The organism is Pseudomonas sp. PAMC 25886 (assembly GCF_000242655.1).
GTDB lineage: Bacteria > Pseudomonadota > Gammaproteobacteria > Pseudomonadales > Pseudomonadaceae > Aquipseudomonas.
In genome coordinates this window covers 1-23,597 of record NZ_AHHC01000055.1, presented here as the reverse complement: position 1 = coordinate 23,597, position 23,597 = coordinate 1, and the positions used below count along the sequence as shown (strand labels likewise).

Genomic DNA, 23,597 nt, shown 5'->3' with positions numbered 1-23,597 from the left:
GTTTGAGGGATTCAGTATGCGACATTTTGCCGGTATGAATCCTGCGTCAGGTGAAGAAAAATCCGACGCCCGCCGGGGATTAGTGCTCCGGCGGCGCGCTACAGAGGGGACGTTAGAAGCAGATATCTGCCGCCTTCACACGCTTCACAAACGCCCCAGCCAACGTGGCGTTGTGATGCTCAATAATCGCCTTGGCCGGTAACGCCGGCGTGTCCATGCACGTGTGGCTATCCTCCGGCAGTACCACCGAGAACCCCAGTTCGACGGCAACCCGGCATGTTGTGTCGATGCAGTACTGGGTTTTCATCCCGACGATCACCAGCTCATTCACCTTTGCCGCCGCCAGTTGTTGCGCCAGCCCGGTGTCGAGGAAACAGCTGGGTCGAGATTTGTCGAACACCGTGTCGCGGGCTTCATCGACCTCCAGTGCCGGCCATAGCTGCCAGAACGGGCTGCCCGACTCGATGGGTGAACCCGCCGGGCCGGTGTGACGGGCGGCGAAGATCGGTACACCGCCGAGGCGGGCTCGCTGAATCAATGAGTTGATGGTGTCGAGTACGCGTTGGCGCTCGTAGGGTTTTTCCGGGCCATCGTACAGACCTGTCTGCATGTCGATGACCAGCAGGGCGGGGCGCTTGGCTTCAGGCATGGTGTTGCTCCTTGTAGTTGCCAGACGGGCGGAGCAATAAAAAGGCCCCGTCCATTGCTGGCGGGGCCTTGGGTAAATCCGGGTGGCTTAGTTTGCGCGCCACTCACAGCTACCACACGACCCGCCATAAGCGGTCGTGGTGGTGGTGCGGGTGAGGGCCTGCTGAATAAGGTTCATGGGCCGATCATGCTGGCGTTGGCGTTTGGCTGTCAACGCGTCAGCCGAGGTTTTTTTCCGGGATCAGGAGATTTCTTGCGGCATCCAGGAATTCATCGGACAGGCTGTTGCCTTTGGTCGCACGGGCCAGGGTCAGGGCGCCGACCATCATCGTGTACTGGGCAATGGCAGCCTGCCGGTCACCTTCGGGTGTTCCGGTCGCCTGGGTCGCGGCCAGGATCCCCATGGACGCTTCAAAGCCCTGGATAAAGCTGCGCTGCAGCGCGCTGTCGGGCGCTTCGTGGCACATTTCCCCGGCAAACGCTGCCACCGGGCAACTGGACCCGGGATTGTCACGGTTTGTGGCCGTGAGGTACGGATCGATCAGCGCCAGGCGCGCAGTCTCGGGGTCAGGGCTTTGCTCGACCCTGGCCTGCCAGCGCAGGCCCGATTGTTCGAACGCCCGGCTGCAGGCTTCCGTGGCCAGCGCCTCACGGGACTCGAAGTGCCCGTAGAAACCGCCATGGGTCAGGCCGGCCGCTGCCATCACGTCCGATACGCTGATGCCATGGATGCCCCGTTCACGAAACAGCCGCGTGGCAGCCTCGACGATGATTTCGCGATTGAGTTCGGCTTGTTTGCGGGACACGCGTGGCATCGAAGGCTCTCTGGATCAGGTTGTGGCAGGAATGGGCGGCATCATAAAACGTTTAGCTGGCGTACTGCGCAATCCCGTTGCCGAACGACCAGTTTTCCTTCTTGACCTCCACCAGGCTGATAAATACGTCTTCCAGGCGTACCGCCAGTTCACGGTTCAGACTGTCGGCGATGGTCTTGTACAGCAGTTTTTTCTGCTCGGTGCTGCGGCCTTCGTTCAGGGTGATCTGGATGATCACCAGGTTGTCGGTGCGCTGGATGCCCAGGTACTCAGGGTCATAGATGAAGTGGTGTTCATCGTGCTCGGTGAGGATCTGGAAGTTGTCGTGTTCAGGCACGCCGATCGCCGTGTGCATGGCGTTGTAGATCAGCGCACCGACGCGTTTGGCGTAGGTAACGTCGGGGTTTTTCCGCAGGTCGATGCGCACGATTGGCATGGCAGTGATTCCAGTGAGAGGCGTGGCCTAAAAATACATGACGGCAGGCATTTATAAAATAGATTTCTTATGAAATGTAAAACTCAAGGCGTAAAAATCACCTTCAGCCCTCTGCACCGCATAACCATTCCTCAGCTAAGTCTTTGCTTATTCAAGCGAATCCCGGACAATCGCGCCCCTGTTTCGGTCTGGGCGCTGCCTGTCAGGTTTTTCTGACTCGTCCAGGCCGAGTGAATGCGGAGATCCGAACGGATGAATGATCAGGCCAATAGCGTCGACGAACGCTACGCAACGACACCTGCAACCCTCACAAGCTGGAGCCGCCAGGACACCACCTGGATGCTCGGCCTGTTCGGTACGGCCATCGGCGCCGGCACCTTGTTCCTGCCTATCAACGCGGGCCTTGGCGGTTTCTGGCCGCTGCTGATCCTGGCGGTGCTGGCGTTCCCGATGACGTTTTTCGCTCACCGTGGCCTGACCCGCTTTGTACTCTCGGGCCGTGAAGGTTCGGACATCACCGACGTGGTCGAGGAACATTTCGGCCTCAAGGCCGGTGCCGCGATCACCTTGCTGTACTTCTTCGCGATCTTCCCGATCCTGCTGATCTACAGCGTGGCGCTGACCAATACCGTCGGCAGCTTCATGGAGCATCAACTGCACATTACGCCGCCGCCCCGGGCGATCCTGTCGCTGGTGCTGATCCTCGGCCTGCTGGCCGTGGTGCGTTGCGGCGAGCAGGTGATCGTCAAGGCCATGAGCCTGATGGTGTATCCGTTTATCGTTGCCTTGCTGTTCCTCGCCGTGTACCTGGTGCCGCACTGGAACGGTGGCATCCTCAGCACCGCCAGTACCGTGCCGGCGCCTTCGGCACTGCTGCACACCCTGTGGCTGGCGATTCCGGTGATGGTGTTCTCGTTCAACCACTCGCCGATCATCTCGGCCTTTGCGGTGGACCAGAAGCGCCAGTACGGGGAACACGCCGAGGAGCGCAGCTCGCAGATCCTGTCCCGGGCGCACATCCTGATGGTGGTGATGGTGCTGTTCTTCGTGTTCAGCTGCGTGTTGACCCTGTCGCCCGCACAATTGGCCGAAGCCAAGGCGCAGAACCTGTCGATCCTGTCGTACCTGGCCAATCACTTCAGCAACCCGACCATCGCGTTCGCCGCGCCGCTGATCGCCTTTGTCGCGATTGCCAAGTCGTTCCTGGGCCATTACATCGGCGCCAGTGAAGGCCTCAAGGGCCTGGTGCTCAAAAGTGGCCGTCGCCCGGCGGCCAAGACCCTGGACCGCATGACCGCCGCATTCATGCTGGTGGTGTGCTGGATTGTCGCCACCCTGAACCCGAGCATCCTCGGCATGATCGAGACCCTGGGCGGGCCGATCATTGCGTCGATCCTGTTCCTGATGCCGATGTACGCGATCCGCAAGGTACCGGCCATGGCCAAGTACCGTGGCCAGGCGTCCAACGTGTTTGTGACGGCGGTGGGCCTGGTGGCGATTACCGCGCTGATTTACTCGTTGGTGTCCTGACAGCACCCCGTTTCAATGCAATGATCACGGCCAATTCGCAGACTGCGGATTGGCCGTTTTTTTTGCCAGGGAATTAAGGATTGATCACCACGCCTGAGAGCAACACCGCGCCGAACCGCGCACAAGACTTGCTGGCCGGCCTGTCCATCGCCGGCCTGCTGCTGCCTGAGGCCGTGGCCTATTCCAGCATCGCTGCGTTGCCGCCCCAGGCGGGCGTGATCGCCTTGTTTGCCGGGTTGCTGTGCTACGGCCTGTTTGGCACCAGCCGTTTTGCGATTGTCTCTGCTACATCGTCTTCGGCAGCTGTTCTGGCGGCGGCGACCGCGACGTTGGCCGGGGATGATCCGACGCTGCGGCTAAGCCTGGCGATGGGCCTGGTGCTGGTGACCGGAGCCTTTTTCCTGCTGGCCGGGCTACTCAAGCTGGGCGGCCTGACCTCGTTTATCGCCAAGCCGGTGCTGCGTGGCTTTGCCTTCGGCCTGGCGCTGACGATCATCCTCAAGCAATTGGCCAGCGTGGTCGGTGTACACCTGACCGACAACAACCTGATTCGCTTCCTGCCCCAGCTACTGGAGCAACTGCCTCACTGGAACTGGGCAGCGGCTGCCGTGGCGGGTGTCGCCTTGCTGCTGCTGTGGCTGTGCGCGCGTGTCCGGCGCTTGCCGGGCGGGTTGCTGGTGGTGGTCCTCGGGATTGCCGCCGGCCAGTGGCTGGACTTGCAAGCCCATGGCGTGGCGTTGATTGGCGTGATCGACTTGCGTCTGGAACTGGCAAGCCTGCCGGTGTTGCCGTTTGCCGACTGGCTGCGCCTGGGCGAGCTGGCGTTTGCCATGGTGATGATTCTTTACGCCGAGTCCTACGGCTCCATCAGCTCGTTCGCCCTCAAGCATGGCGACCGGGTGTCCTCCAACCGCGACTTGCTGGCGCTGGGGGCGGCCAACCTGCTGTCCGGGTTGTTTCAGGGCATGCCCACCGGAGCCGGTTATTCGGCGACATCGGCCAATGAAGCGGCGGGCGCCAACTCCCGGCTGGCGGGAGCGGTGGCGGCGCTGGTGGTGTTGGCCATCGTGCTGACAGTGCTGCCGCTGGTGGCATTGACGCCGGAACCGGTACTCGCGGCCATCGTCATCTATGCCTTGGGCCGTGGCTTGAGCCTGCAACCCCTGGGCCGCTATTTCTCCTGGCGCCGCGACCGATTGCTGGTGATCTGCGCGGTGGCCGCGGTATTGGTGCTTGGGGTGCTGGACGGCCTGTTGGTGGCGGTGGGGATCAGCGTGGTGTTGATGCTGCGCCAGATGTCGTCGGCGGATGTCCGTGAGTTGGGGCGCATCGATGGCGGGCATGATTTTGTCGACCTGCAACATCATCCCGGCGCCGAACGGATTTCGGGCGTGCTGATCGTAAGGCCCAGCGAAGCGCTGTTTTTCGCGAATGCCGAGCGCGTGCTGGGCGCCGTGTTGCATCTGATGCGGCGGGTGTCGTCGCCGGTTCATACCGTGGTGCTGAGCCTGGAAGAATCGCCGGACCTGGACGGCACCAGTATCGAGGCGCTGCAGGCGTTTTTCGTGCAGGTGCAAGGCGAGGGCAAGTGCCTGGTGCTGGCCCGCGTGCGGCATGAGGCGCAGGAAGTGTTGCAGACGCTGCCTGAAGCGTGCGCGCCCCAAGTGCTGATCAGCGGGTTGAGTGTGGATGGCGCGGTGCAGTTGGCCTTGCAGCCAACTGCTTGAGTTCGAAACTAAAACGCCTCGGCGCTGATCCCCACTTGGGCGAGGTAGCCCTGCAGTGCCTCAAGGCCGTCGTCCGTGACGATCGCACCGACATAGCCATCCGGGCGCACCAGCACCCATTCGCCACGGTCGAGGTTGTAAGCGTCATTGAACTGTCGTTGATCATCCACCAGGTCGGCGCCTGGCCCGAAGCGATGGATATGCAGGCCAGGACCAGGCTTCAACGACCCGCGCTTCACCTCGTAGCCCAGCAACGTCCAATGCGTGCCCTGGAACAGGTTGAATAGCCGGGACGAATGGCCGGCGGCGCTCCGCACGTTTGCATCGGGTGCCCGGTCGCCGGCGAGCAATTTGCCGTTACGTTCTGCCGGTTGCAGCGCGAGGCTGGAGTGGGGATACCCGATATCGAGTTGGTGCACCTCGCGCCCACGACGCATGTCGCCGTTTTTCATCCCGTCCAGCAGCTTGGTCGACAGGCCGAGCATCGACGCAGCCACCGGGCGTCTCTCCTCCTCATAAGTGTCGAGCAATGCGTCGGGCGCACCGGCAATGACCGCCGCCAGCTTCCAGCCCAGGTTGTAGGCATCCTGCACGCTGGTATTGAGGCCCTGGCCCCCGGTTGGCGGGTGAATGTGCGCGGCGTCCCCGATGAGAAACACCTGCCCGACGCGATAGCGGTCGGCGAGCCGCGCATTCATCGTGTAGGCCGACGCCCAGGAGACGGACTGGATGTGAATGTCCTGCCGACCTGTGCGCTGCGCCACCATGGTCATGAGCCCTTCGGCACTGAGGTCAACGTCTGCGTCCAGTGGAATCGGCGCCTGTATCTGAAACAGCTCGGTCCCCGCCAATGGGCAGATTGCGATCTGCGTTGTCATGCACTCATTGCTGAACCGGTGCCAGTAGTCCCGCGACAGGCCGGTCATTGCAACGTCGGCCACGATGGCGCGAACGCCGAGGGTTTGCCCGGGAAATCCGATATCCAGCGTGCGCCGTACCACACTGCGGCCACCGTCTGCGCCAACGAGCCAACGCGCGTGAAGGGTGTGTTCGCCGTCATGGCCGGCCAGATGTGCGGTCACGCCCTGGCTGTCCTGCTCGAAGCCCACCAGCTCGCAGCCAAACTCCGGGCGGTGCCCCAGTTCCAGCAGGCGATCGCGCATCAGCCCTTCGGTCAGGAACTGCGCCAGCATCAAGGGCTGCTGATAGGGCTCCGCTGGCGTCGGCTCGGACTGCTCGACCACCTTGGCGTCTGTGTGGCTGCCGTCTGCGTTGTATCGCCGCTCGGGCGGGTAGACGTCGCCCGCTGCGATGATGCGGTCGAGAATGCCGAGGTCTTCGAAGATTTCCTGGGTCCGGGGTTGAATGCCCTTGCCCCGTGAGCCATGGAACGGCGAGGGCGCTTTCTCGATCAGCCGGAAGGACACCCCCCGTCGCGCCAGCTCGATCGCCAGGGTCAAACCGGCTGCACCCGCACCACAAATCAGAACGTCGACTGCGCATTGCTGTTTCATCTGGATCGCCTTTATATGTAATATGCACATATATTTGAGCAAGGAAAAATCCGTGTCAACAGAAAGCGTGCAAAATACACCTATTGGCCGTCAGATTCGCGAGCTTCACGGGGCGCTGATTGAAATTGTCGGCGCGATGAACCGCCCCCAGCGCGACGAAGTGATGGTCCGCGAGGCCGGGATAGCCCTCGATCGGGCCCTGTTTCCGCTGGTGGTGCTGGTGGAGCGGTTGGGGCCGATCGGCGTTGTGGAGTTGGCCGACCGCGTGGGGCGCGACTACACCACGGTCAGCCGCCAAGTGGCGAAGCTGGAGAGCCTTGGCCTGGTCGACCGCCAGGAAAGCGCCAAGGACCGCCGGGTGCGCGAGTCGGTTATCACCCCAGAGGGCAAGGCGATGACGGATCGGGTGGATGAGGCGCGGACCCGCATGGGCATGGCTATCTTCGCCAACTGGGAGCAGCAGGATATTGATGACCTGGTGCGGCTGATGGGCAAGTTTGCCGCCGACCTCAACGACGATGCGCTGGTCACGCTCAGTCTGGAGCGCGAATAGAAAACCCGGGCAAAAAAATACCCCTCAATGAGGGGTATTCAGACGGCTTCCAGCGGTTACCGGCGGCGGAACAACGGCAGCGGTTCATCCGTTGCAGCCTGGTACGTCACCGAGAAATCCTTGAGGCTTTCCAGTGCTTCGTACGGGTCTTTGTCGGCGCGCAAGGCGAAGGCATCGAACCCGCAGCGGCGCAGGTAGAACAGTTGGTCGCGCAGCACGTCGCCAATTGCCCGCAGCTCGGCCTTGTAACCGTAGCGGTCACGCAGCAGGCGGGCATTGGAGTAGTTGCGACCGTCGGTGAAGGCAGGGAAGTTCAGGGCGATCACCTGGAAATGCTCCACGTCATCACCGATCTCTTCGGCTTCTTCATCGGCATCCAGCCACACGCCCAGGCCGCCGTCGCGGGCTTTCAGGGCGTGAGCGTGCTCGCGCCACAGGGCCAGCGGCACGATCAGGTCGTCGCAGTTGGAGATGCCATCGAAACTCGCATCCTTGGGCAGCAGGTGCCAGGTTTCGTCGACGACTTCGTTGTTCTTAATGATTCGCTGCATAGACGCGCTCCTTGAACAGGTCAATGCCGATGCGCTGGTAGGTGTCGATGAAACGCTCATCTTCGGTGCGCTGTTCAACGTACACGTCGATCAGCTTGCCGATCACGTCAGGCATGGCTTCCTGGGCGAAGGACGGGCCGAGGATCTTGCCCAGGCTCGCATCGCGGCTGGCGCTGCCACCCAGGGACACTTGGTAGAATTCTTCGCCTTTCTTGTCCACGCCCAGGATGCCGATGTGGCCGACGTGGTGGTGACCACAGGCGTTCATGCAACCGGAGATGTTCAGGTCCAGCTCGCCGATGTCGAACAGGTAGTCCAGGTCGTCGAAACGGCGCTGGATGGATTCGGCAATCGGGATCGACTTGGCGTTGGCCAGGGAGCAGAAGTCGCCACCCGGGCAGCAGATGATGTCGGTCAGCAGGCCGATGTTCGGCGTGGCAAAACCCTGCTCGCGCAGCTCGCCCCACAGGGTGAACAGTTGAGACTGTTCAACGTCGGCGAGGATGATGTTCTGCTCGTGGGAGGTGCGCAGTTGGCCGAAGCTGTAACGCTCGGCCAGGTCGGCGACGCCGTCCAGTTGTTTGTCGGTGATGTCACCCGGTGCAACGCCGGTAGGTTTCAGCGACAGGGTCACGGCCACATAGCCCGGCTTTTTGTGGGCCAGGGTGTTGCGGGTGCGCCAGCGGGCGAAACCTGGGTGCTGCTGGTCGAGTTCGGCCAACTCGGCGTCTTGATTGCTCAGCGCCTTGTAGTCCGGGTCGACGAAATGCTTGGCGACGCGATGCACTTCGGCGTCGGTCAGGGTGGTCTGGCCGCCGCGCAGGTGTTCCATCTCGGCGTCGACTTTCTGGGCGAACACCTCAGGGGTCAGCGCTTTCACCAGGATCTTGATCCGGGCCTTGTACTTGTTGTCACGACGGCCATAGCGGTTGTACACCCGCAGGATCGCGTCGAGGTAGCTCAACAGGTCCTGCCACGGCAGGAATTCGTTGATGAAGGCACCGACCACCGGCGTACGGCCAAGGCCACCGCCGACGAGCACACGGAAGCCCAGTTCGCCAGCGGCGTTATGCACCGGCTCCAGGCCGATGTCGTGCACTTCGATGGCGGCGCGGTCCGAGGTCGAGCCATTGATGGCGATCTTGAACTTGCGCGGCAGGTAGGCGAATTCCGGGTGGAAGGTAGTCCATTGACGGACGATTTCACACCACGGGCGCGGGTCGATCAGTTCGTCAGCGGCAACGCCGGCGAATTGGTCGGTGGTCACGTTGCGCAGGCAGTTACCGCTGGTCTGAATGGCGTGCATCTGCACGGTGGCCAATTCAGCCAGGATGTCCGGCACGTCTTCCAGGGCCGGCCAGTTGAACTGGACGTTCTGGCGGGTACTGATGTGGGCGTAGCCTTTGTCGAAGTCGCGGGCAATCTTGGCCATCATGCGCGTCTGACGGGAGGTCAGTTGGCCATAAGGCACGGCAACCCGCAGCATCGGCGCAAAGCGCTGAACATAAAGGCCATTTTGCAGGCGCAGAGGGCGGAACTCTTCTTCGCTCAGTTCACCTGCCAGATAGCGTCGGGTCTGATCACGGAACTGCTTGACGCGGTCCTCGATGATGCGCTGATCGTATTCGTCGTATACGTACATATAGGTCCTGTTCTCGGCAAATCTGCGCGCACGGCCGCGCACTCCCAACGGAGCCGGCGCACGATACCAGTTTGCGTTTATGCGCAAAAGTGATGTTTGAGTATATGCAAATAACCAAAACGCCTAATGAGAACCGTTATCGCGATACCCACATTTGTCATGCGGGCAATCATGAACTTTACTGTGCTCGTGTCTTTGTGCAATCACCTATAAAACCGACAAGAGGCGATGCTATGAGCAATCCGACCAAAGCCCGCAAAAGTGACAGCAGTGTCGATGCCTGGGCTATTTTGTTCCTGATTATCCTGGTGGTTTCCACTGCCGTGTTCTGGGTCAGCCATCAATAAAGGGGGGTTACCCGAGCTGGATTGTCCGACAATCGGCAATTAACCGAGATTGACCGGCCCGATGCCATTATCATGGGCTGTCATTCCGAGGGGCTCAGGCAACGATGTTGAAGGTTCTCTGCAAGTGCTTGCTGGTGCTGAGCATGCCGTTCTGGGCCATTGCCCAGGCGACATCGGTGGTGTTTCTCAACCCTGGCAATTCGACCGAGACCTTCTGGGTCAGTTACGCGCAATTCATGCAGGCCGCCGCCAGGGACCTCGGCCTGGATTTGCGTGTGCGCTATTCCGAGCGCAACCCCGAGACCACCCTTTCCCAAGCCCGCGAGGCGTTGCAGGGCAGCCAGCGCCCGGACTACCTGGTGCTGGTCAACGAGCAATACATCGCCCCGCAGATCCTGCGCCTGTCCGAGGGCAGTGGGGTCAAGCTGCTGATCGTCAATAACGCGCTGACGGCCGATCAGACCCAATTGCTCGGCGCGGGCAAGTACCCCAACTGGATCGGCAGCATGGTCGCCGACGACGAGGAGGCGGGCTACCTGATGCTCACGCAGCTGTTGCGCCTGCATGGCCCTGTCGCCCCTGGCCAGACCCTCGACCTGATTGCGTTCTCCGGCGCCAAGACCACACCTGCCGCTCAACTGCGTGAACGGGGTTTGCAGCGCGCCCTGGCCGACAACCCGCAGGTGCGCCTGCGCCAGTTGGTGTATGGCGAGTGGAGCCGCCAGCGGGCCTTCGACCAGGCCACACAGCTCTTCAAACGTTACCCACAGACAGCGTTGGTGTGGTCGGCCAATGACGAAATGGCGTTGGGGGCGATGGACGCACTCAAGGAGGCCGGGCGAGCGCCGGGCAGGGAAGTGTTATTCAGCGCGGTCAACAGCTCGCCTGAAGCGTTGCAGGCGCGTCTTGACGGACGCCTGAGTGTGCTGGTGGCCGGGCACTTTACCCTCGGCGGTTGGGCGATGGTGGTGCTGCATGACGATGCCCGTGGGCTGGACATGGCGCAGTACGGCGGGCGTGAGCGCAGGCTCGGGCTCTTTCGAATGATTGACCCACCACACGCCACGCGCCTTTTGCAGTTGCAGGGGCGCGAGGACTACGGTGTGGATTTTCGTGCGCTGTCGGCCCAGGGCAAGCCAGCCACCTACCGTTACCCGTTCAGCCTGCAATTGCTGATGCACTGACCGGGCTCAAACCCCGGCCAGGTGCAGCACCAGCTTGACGATACCAAACAGGGTCAAGGCAAAGACGGCAGTGAACAGAACGCCCAGCACCACAAAGTGACTGGGCTTGCCGTGGGTAAAGTCGCGGGCGCGGTTTTTGCCGCTTTGCACGCCGAAGGCGGCGGCCATGACGCTGTGAAGCATCTGCCAGAACGTCGGTGGCTTTTGGTTGGCTGGATCGTCCATACATCCCCCGGTAAAGGTGTGTATGGACAGCATAGTCAATCCCGCGATCAGTTGTCGTAACCCAGGTTTGGCGCCAGCCAGCGCTCGGTCACACTCAAGTCCTGATCCTTGCGCGCGGTGTAGCTCGCCACCTGATCCTTGTCGATCTTGCCCACGGCAAAGTACTGCGCCTGCGGGTGGGCGAAGTACCAGCCGCTGACCGCCGCTGCCGGGAACATCGCGTAGTGCTCGGTGAGGAACACGCCGCTGCGGCCGGCCTGCATTTCGCGGGCTTCAGGGTCCAGCAGTTGGAACAACTGGGCCTTCTCGGTGTGATCCGGGCACGCCGGGTAGCCTGGAGCAGGGCGGATGCCGCTGTACTGTTCCTTGATCAGCGCTTCGTTATCCAGTTGCTCGTCCTTGGCGTAGCCCCAGTGCTCTTTACGCACCTGCTGGTGCAGCCACTCGGCGCAGGCTTCGGCCAGGCGGTCGGCCAGGGCCTTGACCATGATCGAGTTGTAGTCGTCGCCAGCGTCCTGGTAGGCCTTGGCGACTTCTTCGGCGCCGATGCCGGCGGTGGTGATGAAACCGCCGATGTAGTCGGTCACGCCGCTGTCCTTGGGCGCCACGAAGTCGGCCAGGGAGAAGTTGGGCTTGCCGTCGGTCTTGATGATCTGCTGGCGCAGGTGGTGCAGTTTGGCAATCGGCTGGCCATCGTCGTCGTAGACTTCCAGGTCATCGTCCTGCACCTGGTTGGTCGGCCAGAAACCGAACACGGCGCGGGCGCTGATGAGCTTTTCGTCGATCAGCTTCTTGAGCATTTCCTGGGCATCGGCGTACAGCGCGGTGGCGGCTTCACCGACCACTTCGTCTTCAAGGATGCGCGGGAATTTGCCGGCCAGGTCCCAGGAAATGAAGAACGGCGTCCAGTCGATGTACTCGGCCAGGACGTTAAGGTCGATATTGTCCAGCACTTTGGAACCGGTAAAGGTCGGCTTGACCGGCGTGTACGTGCTCCAGTCGAACTGCGGCTTCTTGGCAATCGCCGCCGGGTAGCTCAGTCGCTCGGTGCGGGCGCTGCGGTTGGAGGTGCGCTCGCGCACGTCGATGTATTCCAGGCGGGTTTTCTCGACAAAACCGGCCTTCAATTCCTTGGACAACAACTGGGTGGCCACGCCCACGGCGCGGGACGCGTCGGTGACGTAGATCACGGCGTCATTGCTGTACTTCGGTTCGATCTTCACCGCCGTGTGGGCCTTGGAGGTGGTGGCGCCACCGATCATCAGCGGCAGGTGGAAATCCTGGCGCTGCATCTCGCGGGCGACGTGCACCATCTCGTCAAGGGAAGGCGTGATCAGGCCGGACAGGCCGATGATGTCGCACTTCTGTTCCTTGGCCACTTGCAGGATCTTCTCGGCCGGCACCATTACGCCCAGGTCGACAATGTCGTAGCCGTTGCAACCCAGCACCACGCCGACGATGTTCTTGCCGATGTCGTGCACGTCGCCCTTGACGGTGGCCATCAGGATCTTGCCCTTGGCTTCCGGCTTGTCGCCTTTTTCCAGCTCGATGAAGGGGATCAAGTGGGCCACGGCCTGCTTCATCACCCGGGCGGATTTCACCACCTGGGGCAGGAACATTTTGCCGGCGCCGAACAGGTCGCCGACGATGTTCATGCCGGACATCAGCGGGCCTTCGATCACCTCGATCGGGCGCGCGAACGACTGCCGGGATTCTTCGGTGTCTTCGACGATGTGGGTGGTGATGCCCTTGACCAGCGCGTGTTCCAGGCGTTTGTTGACGTCCCAGCCACGCCACTCTTCGGTCTCGGCTTCCTTGACGCTGCCGTCGCCCTTGTACTTGTCGGCGATGGCGAGGAGGGCGTCGGTGCCTTCCGGCGTGCGGTTGAGCACCACGTCTTCCACGGCGTCGCGCAGCTCGACCGGGATCTGGTCGTAGATTTCCAGTTGGCCGGCGTTGACGATACCCATGCTCAGGCCATTGCGGATCGCATACAGCAGGAACACCGAGTGGATCGCCTCGCGCACCGGGTTGTTGCCCCGGAACGAGAACGACACGTTGGACACGCCGCCCGAGGTCAGTGCATACGGCAGCTCGTCGCGGATGTAGGCACAGGCGTTGATGAAGTCGACGGCGTAGTTGTTGTGCTCTTCGATACCGGTGGCCACCGCGAAGATGTTCGGGTCGAAGATGATGTCTTCCGGAGGGAAGCCGACTTCGTTCACCAGGATGTCGTAGGAGCGTTTGCAGATCTCTTTCTTGCGCGCCTCGGTGTCGGCCTGGCCGGCTTCGTCGAAGGCCATCACCACCACTGCAGCGCCGTAGCGCTTGCACAGCTTGGCGTGGTGAATGAACTGCTCGACGCCTTCCTTCATGCTGATGGAGTTGACGATGCCCTTGCCCTGGATGCATTTCAGGCCGGCTTCGATCACTTCCCACTTGGAGGAGTCGATCATGATCGGTACGCGGGAGATGTCCGGTTCGCCGGCAATCAGGTTGAGGAAGGTCACCATGGCCTTCTTCGAATCCAGCATGCCTTCGTCCATGTTGATGTCGATCACCTGGGCGCCGGCTTCCACCTGCTGCAGGGCGACTTCCAGGGCTTCGGTGTAGTTGTCTTCGCGGATCAGGCGGGCGAAGCGGGCGGAGCCGGTGATATTGGTGCGCTCGCCGACGTTGACGAACAACGAGCTGCGATCAATCGTGAACGGTTCCAGGCCCGACAGGCGGCACGCCTTGGGGATGTCCGGGATCGGACGCGGGGCGTAACCGGCCACGGCCTTGGCGATGGCTTCGATGTGGCCCGGCGTGGTACCGCAGCAGCCGCCGACGATGTTGAGGAAGCCGCTCTGGGCGAACTCTTCGATGACCTTGGCAGTTTGCGACGGCAGTTCGTCGTACTCGCCGAATTCGTTGGGCAGGCCGGCGTTCGGGTGCGCGGAAACGTGGGTGTTGGCCTTGTTCGACAACTCTTCCAGGTACGGGCGCAACTCGCTGGCGCCCAGGGCGCAGTTCAGGCCCACCGACAGCGGCTTGGCGTGGCTGACCGAGTTCCAGAAGGCTTCGGTGGTCTGGCCCGACAACGTACGGCCGGAGGCGTCGGTGATGGTGCCGGAGATCATGATCGGCAGTTCTACGTTCAGCGCCTCGAACACGCCCTGCACGGCGAAGATCGCAGCCTTGGCGTTGAGGGTGTCGAAGATGGTCTCGATCAGGATCAGGTCGGCGCCGCCCTCGATCAGGCCCTTGGTGGCCTCGGTGTAGTTTTCCACCAGCTCATCGAAGGTCACGTTGCGGTAGCCGGGGTTGTTCACGTCGGGCGACAGCGAGCAGGTGCGGCTGGTCGGGCCGAGCACGCCGGCGACGAAACGCGGCTTGGCCGGGTTTTCAAGGGTCTTGGCGTCGGCGATCTTGCGGGCCAGGCGTGCGCCTTCTACGTTTAACTCGTAGGCCAGCTCCTCCATGCCATAGTCGGCCATGGAAATGCGCGTGGCGTTGAAGGTGTTGGTTTCCAGGATGTCGGCGCCGGCATCCAGGTAGGCTTTTTCGATGCCGCCGATCACGTCCGGACGGGTGATCACCAGCAGGTCGTTATTGCCCTTGACATCGCTCGGCCAGTCAGCGAAGCGTTTGCCACGGTAGTCTTGCTCTTCCAGCTTATAGCTCTGGATCATCGTGCCCATGCCGCCGTCGAGGATCAGGATGCGTTCCTTGAGGGCTTGGTGGAGGGCTTGCAGACGAGCGCTACGATCGGGCATGGGACTACTCTGGTCAGGTATTACGGAGGGCGAAGATCATAGCAAACCTGTGCGCTTTTAGAGCATGCACCGGTTTTGCATGAATATCGCTCATGTTGTCGAGGATGTTACATCGGTAGAATCGCCGGGTTTTTCACTGTACGCATTGAATCGGGACCGGGAACATGTCACTTCGCCTTATCGCCAGCGCCGCGTTTGCGCTGTTCGCTCTCACCGCACAGGCAGAAGGTCCCGCCCCGGCGATCTCTTATACCCGTGATATCCAGCCAATCTTCACCGAGAAATGCGTGGCCTGCCACGCCTGTTATGACTCGGCCTGCCAGCTCAACCTGGGCAGTGCCGAAGGCGCGGCCCGCGGCGCCACCAAAGTGCCGGTGTACGACGGCGAGCGCAGCCAGGCCAGCCAACCTACGCGCCTGTTCTATGACGCCTTCGGCAAGGCCGCCTGGCAGCAGAAGGGCTTCTACTCGGTGCTGGATGCCCAGGGCAGCCAGGCCGCACTGATGGCACGGATGCTGGAGCTGGGGCATAACGCGCCGTTGCAGCCCAACGCCAAGCTGCCGGATGACATTGTGCTGGGCCTGAACCGCGAAAACACGTGCCCGATGCCGGGCGAATTCAATGCCTACGCCGGTTCGCACCCCAAAGAAGGCATGCCGCTGGCGGTCACCGGCCTGACCGACCAGCAGTACCAGACCTTGCAGCGCTGGCTGGCCTCCGGTGCGCCGATCGACGAACAAGGCCTGGCGCCGAGTGCCCAGGAAGCCCTGCAAGTACAGCAGTGGGAAAACCTGTTCAACCAGCCCGGCGCCCGGGAAAGCCTGGTAGCGCGCTGGTTGTTCGAGCACCTGTTTCTCGCCCACATCTACTTTGAAGGCGGCGAGCCGGGGCATTTCTTCCAGTGGGTACGCTCTCGTACGCCCAGTGGCCAGCCGATCGACCTGATCAACACCCGCCGTCCCAACGACGACCCCGGCACCCAGATTTACTACCGCCTGTGGCCAGTACAGGGCGTGATCGTGCACAAGACCCACATCACCTATCCGTTCAGCGCCGAGAAAATGGCCCGGATCAAGTCGCTGTTCTATACCGATGACTGGCAGGTGCACGCGTTGCCGGGTTACGGGCCGGGCCGCCGGGCCAACCCGTTCGAGACCTTCGAGGCGATTCCGGCCAAGGCGCGCTACCAGTTCATGCTGGATAACGCCGAATACTTCGTGCGCACCTTTATTCGCGGGCCGGTGTGCCGGGGCCAAATCGCCACGGACGTGATCCGTGACAACTTCTGGACCCTGTTCCAGGACCCCGACCACGACCTGTACATCACCGATGCCCGTTACCGCGGCCAGGCCACGCCGTTGCTGGCGATGCCGGGGCAGATTGATGATGTGGGCAGCGTGCTCAGCCTCTGGATCAAATACCGCGACAAGCGTAATGAGTACGAGGCGTTGCGCCGGGACAGCTATGCCGACGTGCCGCCGCCGAGCTGGTCGAGCCTGTGGGCCGGCAATGACAACGCGCTGCTGACGATCTTCCGCCACTTTGACAGTGCGTCGGTGACCAAGGGCTTGATCGGCGAAGTGCCGCAGACGATGTGGCTGTTCGACTATCCGTTGCTGGAGCGCACCTATTACCAGTTGGCGGTGAATTTCGATGTGTTCGGCAACGTCTCCCATCAGGCCCAGACGCGTCTGTATTTCGACCTGATCCGCAATGGCGCCGAGCAGAACTTCCTGCGGTTGATGCCGGCCGATTCCCGCGATGACTTCCTCGACGATTGGTACCAGAACAGCGGCAAGGTCAAGCTGTGGCTGGACTATGAGGCCATCGACGATGACAAGCCCACGGGGCTCAAGCTCGATGAAAAAGACCCCAAGCGTGACTTTGCCAACCAGTTGCTGGCCCGTTACGGCGACCTGAACGCCAGCCCGGACCCGATCAACCGCTGCGTCAGCGCCTATTGCTCGCGCCCTGGCATCGACCCGGCGTTGCAGGACGCCGAGCAGGCCCTGAGCCGCCTGACCAACCGCCCGGCGGCGGGGCTCAAGGTGATCGACCAGTTGCCGGAAGCCACGATGCTGCGCATCGAAACCCGCAGCGGCAAACGCGAGGTCTACAGCCTGTTGCGCAACCGCGCCCACAGCAACGTGGCCTTCATGCTCGGTGAGGCTTATCGCTACCAGCCGGGCCTGGACACGGTGACCGTCTATCCCGGGGTGCTGAGCAGCTACCCGAACTTCATGTTCAACATTCCCGCGGAGCAAGTGCCGGAGTTTGTCGCCGCCTTGGAGAACGCCAAGGACGCCAATCGTTTCGAGAAGATTGTCGACCGCTGGGGCATCCGTCGCAGTCACCCGTTGTTCTGGCAGTATTTCCACGACCTGTCGCAGTACATCCGCGAAACCACGCCGGTGGAAGAGGGTGTGCTGGACATGAACCGTTATGAAAACCTTTGATCGGGGGCGAAAGTCTTTTCCGACAAAATTACTAGGACTTTGTACCTCGGTAATAATTTGGCGTAAACTGCCGGCAAGCCTGTGAGGAGTTTCCATGACTGCCATAACCATTACCGACGCCGCCCACGATTACCTGGCTGACCTGCTGTCGAAGCAGAACACCCCGGGTATCGGCATCCGCGTCTTTATCACCCAGCCCGGCACCCAGTACGCCGAGACGTGCATTGCCTACTGCAAGCCGGGTGAAGAAAAACCTGAAGATACGGCGCTGGGGCTGAAAAGCTTCACGGCGTATATCGATGCGTTCAGTGAAGCGTTCCTTGACGATGCCGTGGTGGATTACGCCACTGATCGCATGGGTGGCCAACTGACCATCAAGGCGCCGAACGCCAAGGTGCCGAATGTTAATGCGGACAGCCCGATCAACGAGCGCATCAACTATTACCTGCAAACCGAGATCAACCCGGGGCTGGCCAGCCACGGCGGTCAGGTAAGCCTGATCGATGTGGTGGATGACGGGATCGCCGTGCTGAAGTTTGGTGGCGGTTGCCAGGGCTGCGGCCAGGCAGACGTGACCTTGCGTGAAGGCATCGAGCGCACCTTGCTGGAGCGCGTTCCAGAGCTTAAGGGCGTGCGTGATGTGACTGACCATACGCAGAAAGAAAACGCCTACTACTAAGTAAGGTGTTCACTGCGGACATAAAAAACGGCGCCCCGTGAGCGCCGTTTTTTTATGCTTGTTATTTAGTTGGTTACACAATCTTCTTAACGAAGAAGATCAAGTGTGGGAGCGGGCTTGCTCGCGAACGCGGTGGATCAGTCGACACCTATATTGACTGGCCCGACGCATTCGCGAGCAAGCCCGCTCCCACATTGGGTTCTATGTTCATTCAGGGGCGGTAGAGGTGGGCATGGCCGGCGCGATACAGCGAGGACTCGCTGAAGCTGTCACTGGCCAGCACCCGGCCTACCAGAATCAGCGCCGTACGCCGAAAGCCCTTGGCCGCGACTTTCCCGGCAATATCGGTCAGGGTGCCGACGGCCCAATCCTGATCCGGCCAGGTCGCCCGATGCACCACGGCAATCGGGCAGTCCGCGCCATAGTGAGGCAACAACTCAGCCACGATTTTCTCCAGGTGATTTACCCCCAGGTGGATCGCCATCGTCGTGCCATGCTGCGCCAGGCTGCCGAACGCTTCACCCGCCGGCATTGCGGTCTTGTCGGCATAACGCGTCAGGATCACGCTTTGAGCGATGTCCGGCAGCGTCAGCTCAGCCTCCAGCAACGCCGCACAGGCCGCCACGGCCGTCACCCCGGGAATGATCTGGAACGCAATCCCCAGCTCGCGCAACACGCGAATCTGTTCGCCGATCGCCCCATACAGACTCGGATCCCCGGAATGCACCCGCGCCACATCCTGGCCTTTCCCGTGGGCGGTCTTGATCAGCTCGATGATCTGCTCCAGATGCAATTCAGCGCTGTTGACCAACACTTCCGCCTGATGGCCCTCAAGCACCGCCGCCGGAACCAGCGAACCGGCATAGATGATCACCGGGCAACTGCGAATCAGCCGCTGGCCCTTGACGGTGATCAGTTCCGGGTCGCCTGGGCCTGCGCCGATGAAAAAGACAGTCATGGATACGTTCCTGTGGAAAAAAAGCACGCGAGCAGGGCTTCAGATGAAGATTGCTCATGATGGAAGCTGATGATTATCGGGAATTCAGCCGGCGCAAGCCAATGCAAAGGTGGCCTGGGCGGTTTTTTGGCGGGTGACCAATAAGGTGGCGGGGCGTCGGGTCAGCTGTTCAGCCAGCGCCAAGGCAGCACTTTCGGCGATGCCGTAGCAGCCGGTATGGGCAAAAACAGTCTCTGACTTATGGCTCAATCGATCTTCGTAAGGCACCAGTTGCGCCGCACTGAAAAACGTCAAAGGCAGTTCCAGCGCCTGGGCCAGTGCGAGCAGCCCCGGCTCATCCTGCTTGCGATCAAGACTGGCCAGCGCGGTAATTCGCTGGCGCTCAATGCCACCCTCGGCAAGGGCGGCATTGAACAGGTCGAGCAGGGCGTCGACAGGACAACCCCGCTGGCAACCCAGGCCAACTGCCAGGATCATGCCGAGTACTGATCATCACGGTTACGGCGGAACAACCAGGCACTGATCAAGCCCAGCGCCAGCCAGAAGGCCACGTTGGTCAGTTGCGAGGCAATCTTGAACTGAGCTTCCAGGGCTTGCGGCGCCAGCATCGAGTGGACTTCCGGCTGTGGCGCGCCGATCACATGGGGCACCGCCAGGATCGCCACGCCCAGTACTTTCAGCAGCCAGTTGCGACCGAACACGATCAGCGCGATACCGGCCGCGGTGGAGGCCGCAGTGCCGATCCACCAGATTTGCCGTTGTGCCAGGTCTGCCGCAGCGGTACCCGGCAGTTCAGGCGGCAAACCGAGGGTTGGCGCCAGCACGAACGTGGCGTAACCGGCCAGGCCCCAAAGCAGGCCTTGAGCCGTGCGGGTCGGGGCGCGCAGGGTGTACAGGCCGGCAAGCATCAGGGCAAAACCTACCGCGACCACCAAATTGCCGCCCGTGGTGGACAGCACGCGCTGCCAGCCGTCTTCCGGCTCCCAGGCTTCGGCGTCGTGGGTGTGAGCGGCAGCGCCGGCGTGTTCATGCACTTCGGTAGCGGCCGGGGCGTTTTCGTAGGTTTCCGCCTGCAAAATCAGCGGGGCAACCCAAAAGCTTTGCAGCAACGTCAGCAACAAGGCGGCCAGAAGCCCGGTGAAACCTGCGGTTTGAGCAATACGCTTGATCATGTCGGCAGGTCTCAGTGGCACGGGAACGCGGCGCTGTGGCGGGTATCGTGGGCGGCGTTGTGCACCGCTTCGATGTGCGAGAAACCGGCGAAATACACCAGGCACGCGCCAAGAATCGACGCACCGATGGCGGCGCTCAGGCGTTGGCTCAAAGTGGCAGTGGTACTGGCGGTAGAGGCGGTGCTGCTGATGATCGACATGGCGCGTCCCTTCTGGGTTTCAGGGTGACACGAGCGCATGAAAACCCCGCGAGCCAGGCACGCAGGGTTCCGAACAGCGCCCGCCCACCGCGGGTTTGTTATCTGATTTTTTCGGGCCGGTCTCCGGGCTTGCGAGGGGCCTGGGCCTTAAAAACATCACCTTCCCATGCCGTACAGGCACAGTGGATTTGATGTTTCACTCGCTTACCGTTGCGGGGGCAGCACCGGACTCGTCACGCCCTTGAGTAAGGGCACATGACTCACCGGTTTCCCGTTTCACCCTGTGAAGGGCACCCGAAACAAGATGTGTAGGAGAGCATGGGCGGGCGATGGGCGTCAAATCGCCGGTTTACTGCCAGCGCTTGAACAGCACACTGGCATTCACGCCACCAAACCCGAACCCGTTGGAAATCGCGTATTCAATCGGCAGCGGCCGGGCCTGGCCACGCACCAGATTCAGACCGGCGGCGGCCGGGTCCGGGTTGTCCAGGTTGAGGGTGGCCGGGGCTATCTGGTCACGCAGGGCAAGCACGGTGAAAATCGCCTCAATCCCGCCCGCAGCGCCCAACAGATGGCCGGTCGCCGATTTTGTGGCACTGATAGCGATACTCGAATCGGCGCCGAACAGCGTATTGATCGCCGCCAGCTCACCGTTGTCGCCGACAGGTGTGGAGGTGGCATGGGCGTTCAAATGCTGGATCTGTGCCGGGGTGATCCCCGCTTGGGCAATCGCCGCCTCCATTGCACGACGTGCGCCGGAGCCGTCTTCGGGCCCTGAAGTCATGTGATAGGCATCGGCACTGGTGCCGTATCCCACCAGCTCCGCAATCGGCGTCGCGCCCCGGGCCAGCGCATGCTCCAGTTCTTCGATCACCAGTAACCCGGCACCTTCGCCCATCACAAACCCGTCGCGGCCTTGATCAAATGGGCGGGAAGCGAGCGCCGGCGTGTCGTTGTAATCGCTGGACAGCGCCCGCGCCGCAGCAAAGCCGCCCAGGCTGACGCGGTGGATGCAGGCTTCGGCGCCGCCACACACGGCGATGTCGATTTCGCCGGCGCGGATCATGCGCGCGGCATCACCAATGGCTTGTACGCCGGCGGCGCACGCGGTGACGGGGGAGCCAAGCGGGCCTTTCAGCTGATGCTGGATCGACACATGCCCGGCGGCCATGTTGCCAAGGAATGACGGGATCGTGAACGGCGACAGGCGGCGCGGCCCTTTGCTGTCAGCGGTGCGCACCGCCTCGGCAATCGCCGGGAACCCACCGACGCCGGAAGCAATAATCGTCGCGGTGCGTTCTTGCTGCGATGCGGTTTGCGGCGCCCAGCCCGCCTGCGCCAGGGCTTCCTGCGCAGCGGCGAGGGCGAACACGATGAACCGATCCATCTTGCGTTGCTCTTTGGCGGGGATCACGCTGTCGGGGTCAAACCCGGCGTGCGGGTCCTGATCCCGGCCCAGCACCTGGCCGCCAATGCTGATTGCCAAGTCACCGACCAAGGCCTCGGGTAGCCTGCGGATCCCGGATTCACCTGCCAACAGGCGTCTCCAGGTCTGCTCCACGCCGGTTGCCAGCGGGGTGACTGCACCCATGCCGGTCACAACAATTCGCTTATTCATGATCGCTTAGCTCCGCCATTTCAGTTTGGTAGCAATGCTGCGACGAAACTATCATTATGAAAGTAACATCGAACAGCTTAAATTTTCGGGGCCGCCCCACAGAGGAACTGCAATGCAACGTAAGTCACTGGTAAATGCCGAATGCCCGGTAGCCCGTGGAGTGGAAAGGGTAGGCGAGTGGTGGAGCATCCTGATCATGCGCGATGCGCTGCAAGGCTTGCGGCGCTTTGACGAGTTCTCCCAGAGCCTGGACATTGCCCCCAACATGCTCACGCGCCGGCTTAACAGCCTGGTGGACGCCGGCCTGCTGGAGCGCCGGCAATACAGCGAGCGGCCGCCGCGTTTCGAGTACGTGCCGACGCCGGTGGGCGAGGACTTCCGGGTGGTGATCATGGCGTTTATCGGCTGGGGTAACCGCCACTTCGCCACCGAAGGTGAAAGCCTGCAGTTGGTCGACCGGGAAACCCGGCGCCCAGTGGAAGTGGCGGTGGTGGAAGCCGTTAGCGGCGCGCGCGTGTCCGTCGAGCAATGTAGCGTGCAAGCCGGGCCGGCAGCGAGCGAGGGCATGCTGGAGCGCCTGGCGCTGCTTCGCGCCAAGCGCTCGGACATTGACCCGTCCCCGCGCACTGCGTAGCCTTGCACGTTCGAGGTTCTTCGGCCCAGGCCGAAGCTAAGAAGGGAACGCGGTCGATGCCGCGGCTGCCCCCGCAACTGTAAAGGGTTTATCTGACTGCCACGCCACTGCCTGAACAAGGCGGGAAGGCGCAGCCAGCGCCGGCCACACCGTCGGCAAGCCCCAAGCCAGGAGACCTGCCTCGCAACCGATTTTCTACTTCAACCGGGCGGGGTGATCCGGTGGCGAATTCTGCTTCTGCGCACCCGCGCAGGGCCACTCGTCCCGTATGCCCGCCCCAAAGGGCATCCGATGAAAACACTGGCCAAACTCCCCGTCACCATCGTTACCGGCTTCCTCGGCTCGGGCAAGACCACCTTGCTGCGCCACATGCTGGACAACGCTCAGGGGCGCCGCATTGCAGTGATCGTCAACGAGTTCGGCGAGCTGGGCATTGACGGTGAAATCCTCAAGCAATGCTCCATCGGCTGCACCGAAGAAGAAGCCAACGGCCGCGTCTACGAGCTGGCCAACGGCTGCCTGTGCTGCACCGTCCAGGAAGAGTTCTTCCCGGTGATGCGCGAACTGGTGGCCCGTCGCGGCGACCTCGACCATATCCTCATCGAAACTTCAGGCCTGGCCCTGCCAAAACCGTTGGTCCAGGCCTTCCAGTGGCCGGAAATCCGCAGTGCCTGCACCGTTGACGCGGTGATCACCGTGGTCGACAGCCCAGCCGTGGCCGCTGGCACTTTCGCCGCTTTCCCGGACCAGGTTGACGCTCAGCGCAAACTCGACCCGAACCTGGACCACGAATCCCCACTGCACGAGCTGTTCGCCGACCAACTGGCCAGCGCCGACCTGGTGATCCTCAACAAGTGCGACCTGATCAGCCCTGAAGACCTGGCCCGTGTGCGCCTGGAAGTGGCTGAAGAACTGCCGCCCGCGGTAAAAATCATCGAAGCCAGCAGCGG

At 61.9% G+C, this 23,597-nt stretch carries 21 protein-coding genes and 2 riboswitches; of the genes, 8 read left to right on the top strand and 13 right to left on the bottom strand.

From position 1 onward, the window contains the following. Positions 1-112 precede the first annotated feature (112 nt). The 3 genes from MUM_RS0119305 to MUM_RS0119295 form a co-directional block, all read right to left on the bottom strand. Positions 113-649 (bottom strand): cysteine hydrolase family protein, encoded by a 537-nt coding sequence (locus tag MUM_RS0119305; RefSeq protein ID WP_010173026.1) that lies wholly within the window; start codon positions 647-649, stop codon positions 113-115. Positions 650-866: 217 nt separating this feature from the next. Beyond that, positions 867-1,463 carry a TetR/AcrR family transcriptional regulator gene (locus MUM_RS0119300; RefSeq protein WP_010173024.1) on the bottom strand — a complete coding sequence of 199 codons (597 nt, stop codon included), beginning with the start codon at positions 1,461-1,463 and terminating at the stop codon, positions 867-869. A 52-nt stretch (positions 1,464-1,515) separates the two neighbouring features. Beyond that, on the bottom strand, positions 1,516-1,899 hold the full coding sequence (locus tag MUM_RS0119295; protein WP_010173022.1) for a tautomerase family protein: 384 nt from the start codon (positions 1,897-1,899) through the stop codon (positions 1,516-1,518). Between the two features lie 252 nt (positions 1,900-2,151). On the opposite strand from MUM_RS0119295, the gene MUM_RS0119290 reads away from it, so the two are divergent. Both MUM_RS0119290 and MUM_RS0119285 read left to right on the top strand, forming a co-directional pair. After that, positions 2,152-3,429 carry a serine/threonine transporter gene (locus tag MUM_RS0119290; protein WP_010173020.1) on the top strand — a complete coding sequence of 426 codons (1,278 nt, stop codon included), beginning with the start codon at positions 2,152-2,154 and terminating at the stop codon, positions 3,427-3,429. 80 nt (positions 3,430-3,509) lie between these two features. Further along, complete coding sequence (locus MUM_RS0119285) at positions 3,510-5,156, top strand: SulP family inorganic anion transporter (protein WP_010173018.1); 1,647 nt, start codon at positions 3,510-3,512, stop codon at positions 5,154-5,156. A gap of 8 nt (positions 5,157-5,164) precedes the next feature. On the opposite strand, the gene MUM_RS0119280 is transcribed toward MUM_RS0119285, so the two are convergent. After that, positions 5,165-6,670 (bottom strand): FAD-dependent oxidoreductase, encoded by a 1,506-nt coding sequence (locus tag MUM_RS0119280; protein WP_010173017.1) that lies wholly within the window; start codon positions 6,668-6,670, stop codon positions 5,165-5,167. Between the two features lie 52 nt (positions 6,671-6,722). On the opposite strand from MUM_RS0119280, the gene MUM_RS0119275 reads away from it, so the two are divergent. Further along, on the top strand, positions 6,723-7,223 hold the full coding sequence (locus MUM_RS0119275) for a MarR family winged helix-turn-helix transcriptional regulator (protein WP_029616006.1): 501 nt from the start codon (positions 6,723-6,725) through the stop codon (positions 7,221-7,223). A gap of 56 nt (positions 7,224-7,279) precedes the next feature. Here the strand turns inward: MUM_RS0119275 and MUM_RS0119270 are convergent, their stop codons facing one another. Beyond that, positions 7,280-7,774 (bottom strand): DUF934 domain-containing protein, encoded by a 495-nt coding sequence (locus tag MUM_RS0119270; protein WP_010173013.1) that lies wholly within the window; start codon positions 7,772-7,774, stop codon positions 7,280-7,282. Continuing rightward, positions 7,758-9,416, bottom strand: a complete 1,659-nt coding sequence (locus MUM_RS0119265; protein ID WP_010173011.1) for a nitrite/sulfite reductase — start codon at positions 9,414-9,416, stop codon at positions 7,758-7,760. Before MUM_RS0119265 ends, MUM_RS0119270 begins: the two co-directional genes overlap by 17 nt. 451 nt (positions 9,417-9,867) lie before the next feature. On the opposite strand from MUM_RS0119265, the gene MUM_RS0119255 reads away from it, so the two are divergent. Further along, positions 9,868-10,947 carry an ABC transporter substrate-binding protein gene (locus tag MUM_RS0119255; RefSeq protein WP_010173009.1) on the top strand — a complete coding sequence of 360 codons (1,080 nt, stop codon included), beginning with the start codon at positions 9,868-9,870 and terminating at the stop codon, positions 10,945-10,947. Positions 10,948-10,953: 6 nt separating this feature from the next. Here the strand turns inward: MUM_RS0119255 and MUM_RS0119250 are convergent, their stop codons facing one another. Both MUM_RS0119250 and metH read right to left on the bottom strand, forming a co-directional pair. Next, positions 10,954-11,172 carry a DUF2970 domain-containing protein gene (locus tag MUM_RS0119250; RefSeq protein WP_010173007.1) on the bottom strand — a complete coding sequence of 73 codons (219 nt, stop codon included), beginning with the start codon at positions 11,170-11,172 and terminating at the stop codon, positions 10,954-10,956. Positions 11,173-11,219: 47 nt separating this feature from the next. Beyond that, complete coding sequence (gene metH / locus MUM_RS0119245) at positions 11,220-14,930, bottom strand: methionine synthase (RefSeq protein WP_010173006.1); 3,711 nt, start codon at positions 14,928-14,930, stop codon at positions 11,220-11,222. A 164-nt stretch (positions 14,931-15,094) separates the two neighbouring features. Here metH and MUM_RS0119240 point away from each other — a divergent pair, with 164 nt between their 5' ends. Both MUM_RS0119240 and nfuA read left to right on the top strand, forming a co-directional pair. After that, entirely contained in the window at positions 15,095-17,386 is a 2,292-nt protein-coding gene (locus MUM_RS0119240) for a fatty acid cis/trans isomerase (protein ID WP_010173004.1), read from the top strand. 94 nt (positions 17,387-17,480) lie between these two features. Beyond that, the gene (nfuA, locus tag MUM_RS0119235; RefSeq protein ID WP_003210817.1) at positions 17,481-18,065 is read left to right on the top strand and encodes a Fe-S biogenesis protein NfuA; all 585 of its coding nucleotides are present in this window, start codon (positions 17,481-17,483) and stop codon (positions 18,063-18,065) included. A 211-nt stretch (positions 18,066-18,276) separates the two neighbouring features. Here nfuA and cobM read toward each other — a convergent pair whose 3' ends face one another. The 5 genes from cobM to fabF all read right to left on the bottom strand — a co-directional run bounded on the left by cobM (position 18,277) and on the right by fabF (position 22,013). Next, positions 18,277-19,023 carry a precorrin-4 C(11)-methyltransferase gene (cobM, locus tag MUM_RS0119230; RefSeq protein WP_010173001.1) on the bottom strand — a complete coding sequence of 249 codons (747 nt, stop codon included), beginning with the start codon at positions 19,021-19,023 and terminating at the stop codon, positions 18,277-18,279. A gap of 84 nt (positions 19,024-19,107) precedes the next feature. Beyond that, entirely contained in the window at positions 19,108-19,500 is a 393-nt protein-coding gene (locus tag MUM_RS0119225) for a cobalamin biosynthesis protein (RefSeq protein WP_010172999.1), read from the bottom strand. Then, entirely contained in the window at positions 19,497-20,195 is a 699-nt protein-coding gene (locus MUM_RS0119220; protein WP_010172997.1) for a CbtA family protein, read from the bottom strand. The genes MUM_RS0119225 and MUM_RS0119220 overlap by 4 nt, the downstream gene beginning before the upstream one ends. An 11-nt stretch (positions 20,196-20,206) precedes the next feature. Next, a complete protein-coding gene (locus MUM_RS0119215) occupies positions 20,207-20,395 on the bottom strand; it encodes a CbtB domain-containing protein (RefSeq protein WP_010172995.1) in 189 nt (62 codons plus the stop codon). A gap of 97 nt (positions 20,396-20,492) precedes the next feature. Further along, a riboswitch (cobalamin riboswitch) is annotated at positions 20,493-20,708 on the bottom strand. A gap of 36 nt (positions 20,709-20,744) precedes the next feature. Further along, a complete protein-coding gene (gene fabF / locus MUM_RS0119210; RefSeq protein ID WP_010172993.1) occupies positions 20,745-22,013 on the bottom strand; it encodes a beta-ketoacyl-ACP synthase II in 1,269 nt (422 codons plus the stop codon). A 112-nt stretch (positions 22,014-22,125) separates the two neighbouring features. Between fabF and MUM_RS0119205 the strand changes: the two genes are divergently transcribed. After that, positions 22,126-22,647, top strand: a complete 522-nt coding sequence (locus MUM_RS0119205) for a winged helix-turn-helix transcriptional regulator (RefSeq protein ID WP_029616005.1) — start codon at positions 22,126-22,128, stop codon at positions 22,645-22,647. Beyond that, positions 22,644-22,845: riboswitch (cobalamin riboswitch) on the top strand. It overlaps the preceding gene by 4 nt. A 93-nt stretch (positions 22,846-22,938) precedes the next feature. Next, the coding region (gene cobW, locus MUM_RS0119200) for a cobalamin biosynthesis protein CobW (RefSeq protein ID WP_010172989.1) at positions 22,939-23,597 on the top strand (659 nt) is incomplete at its 3' end.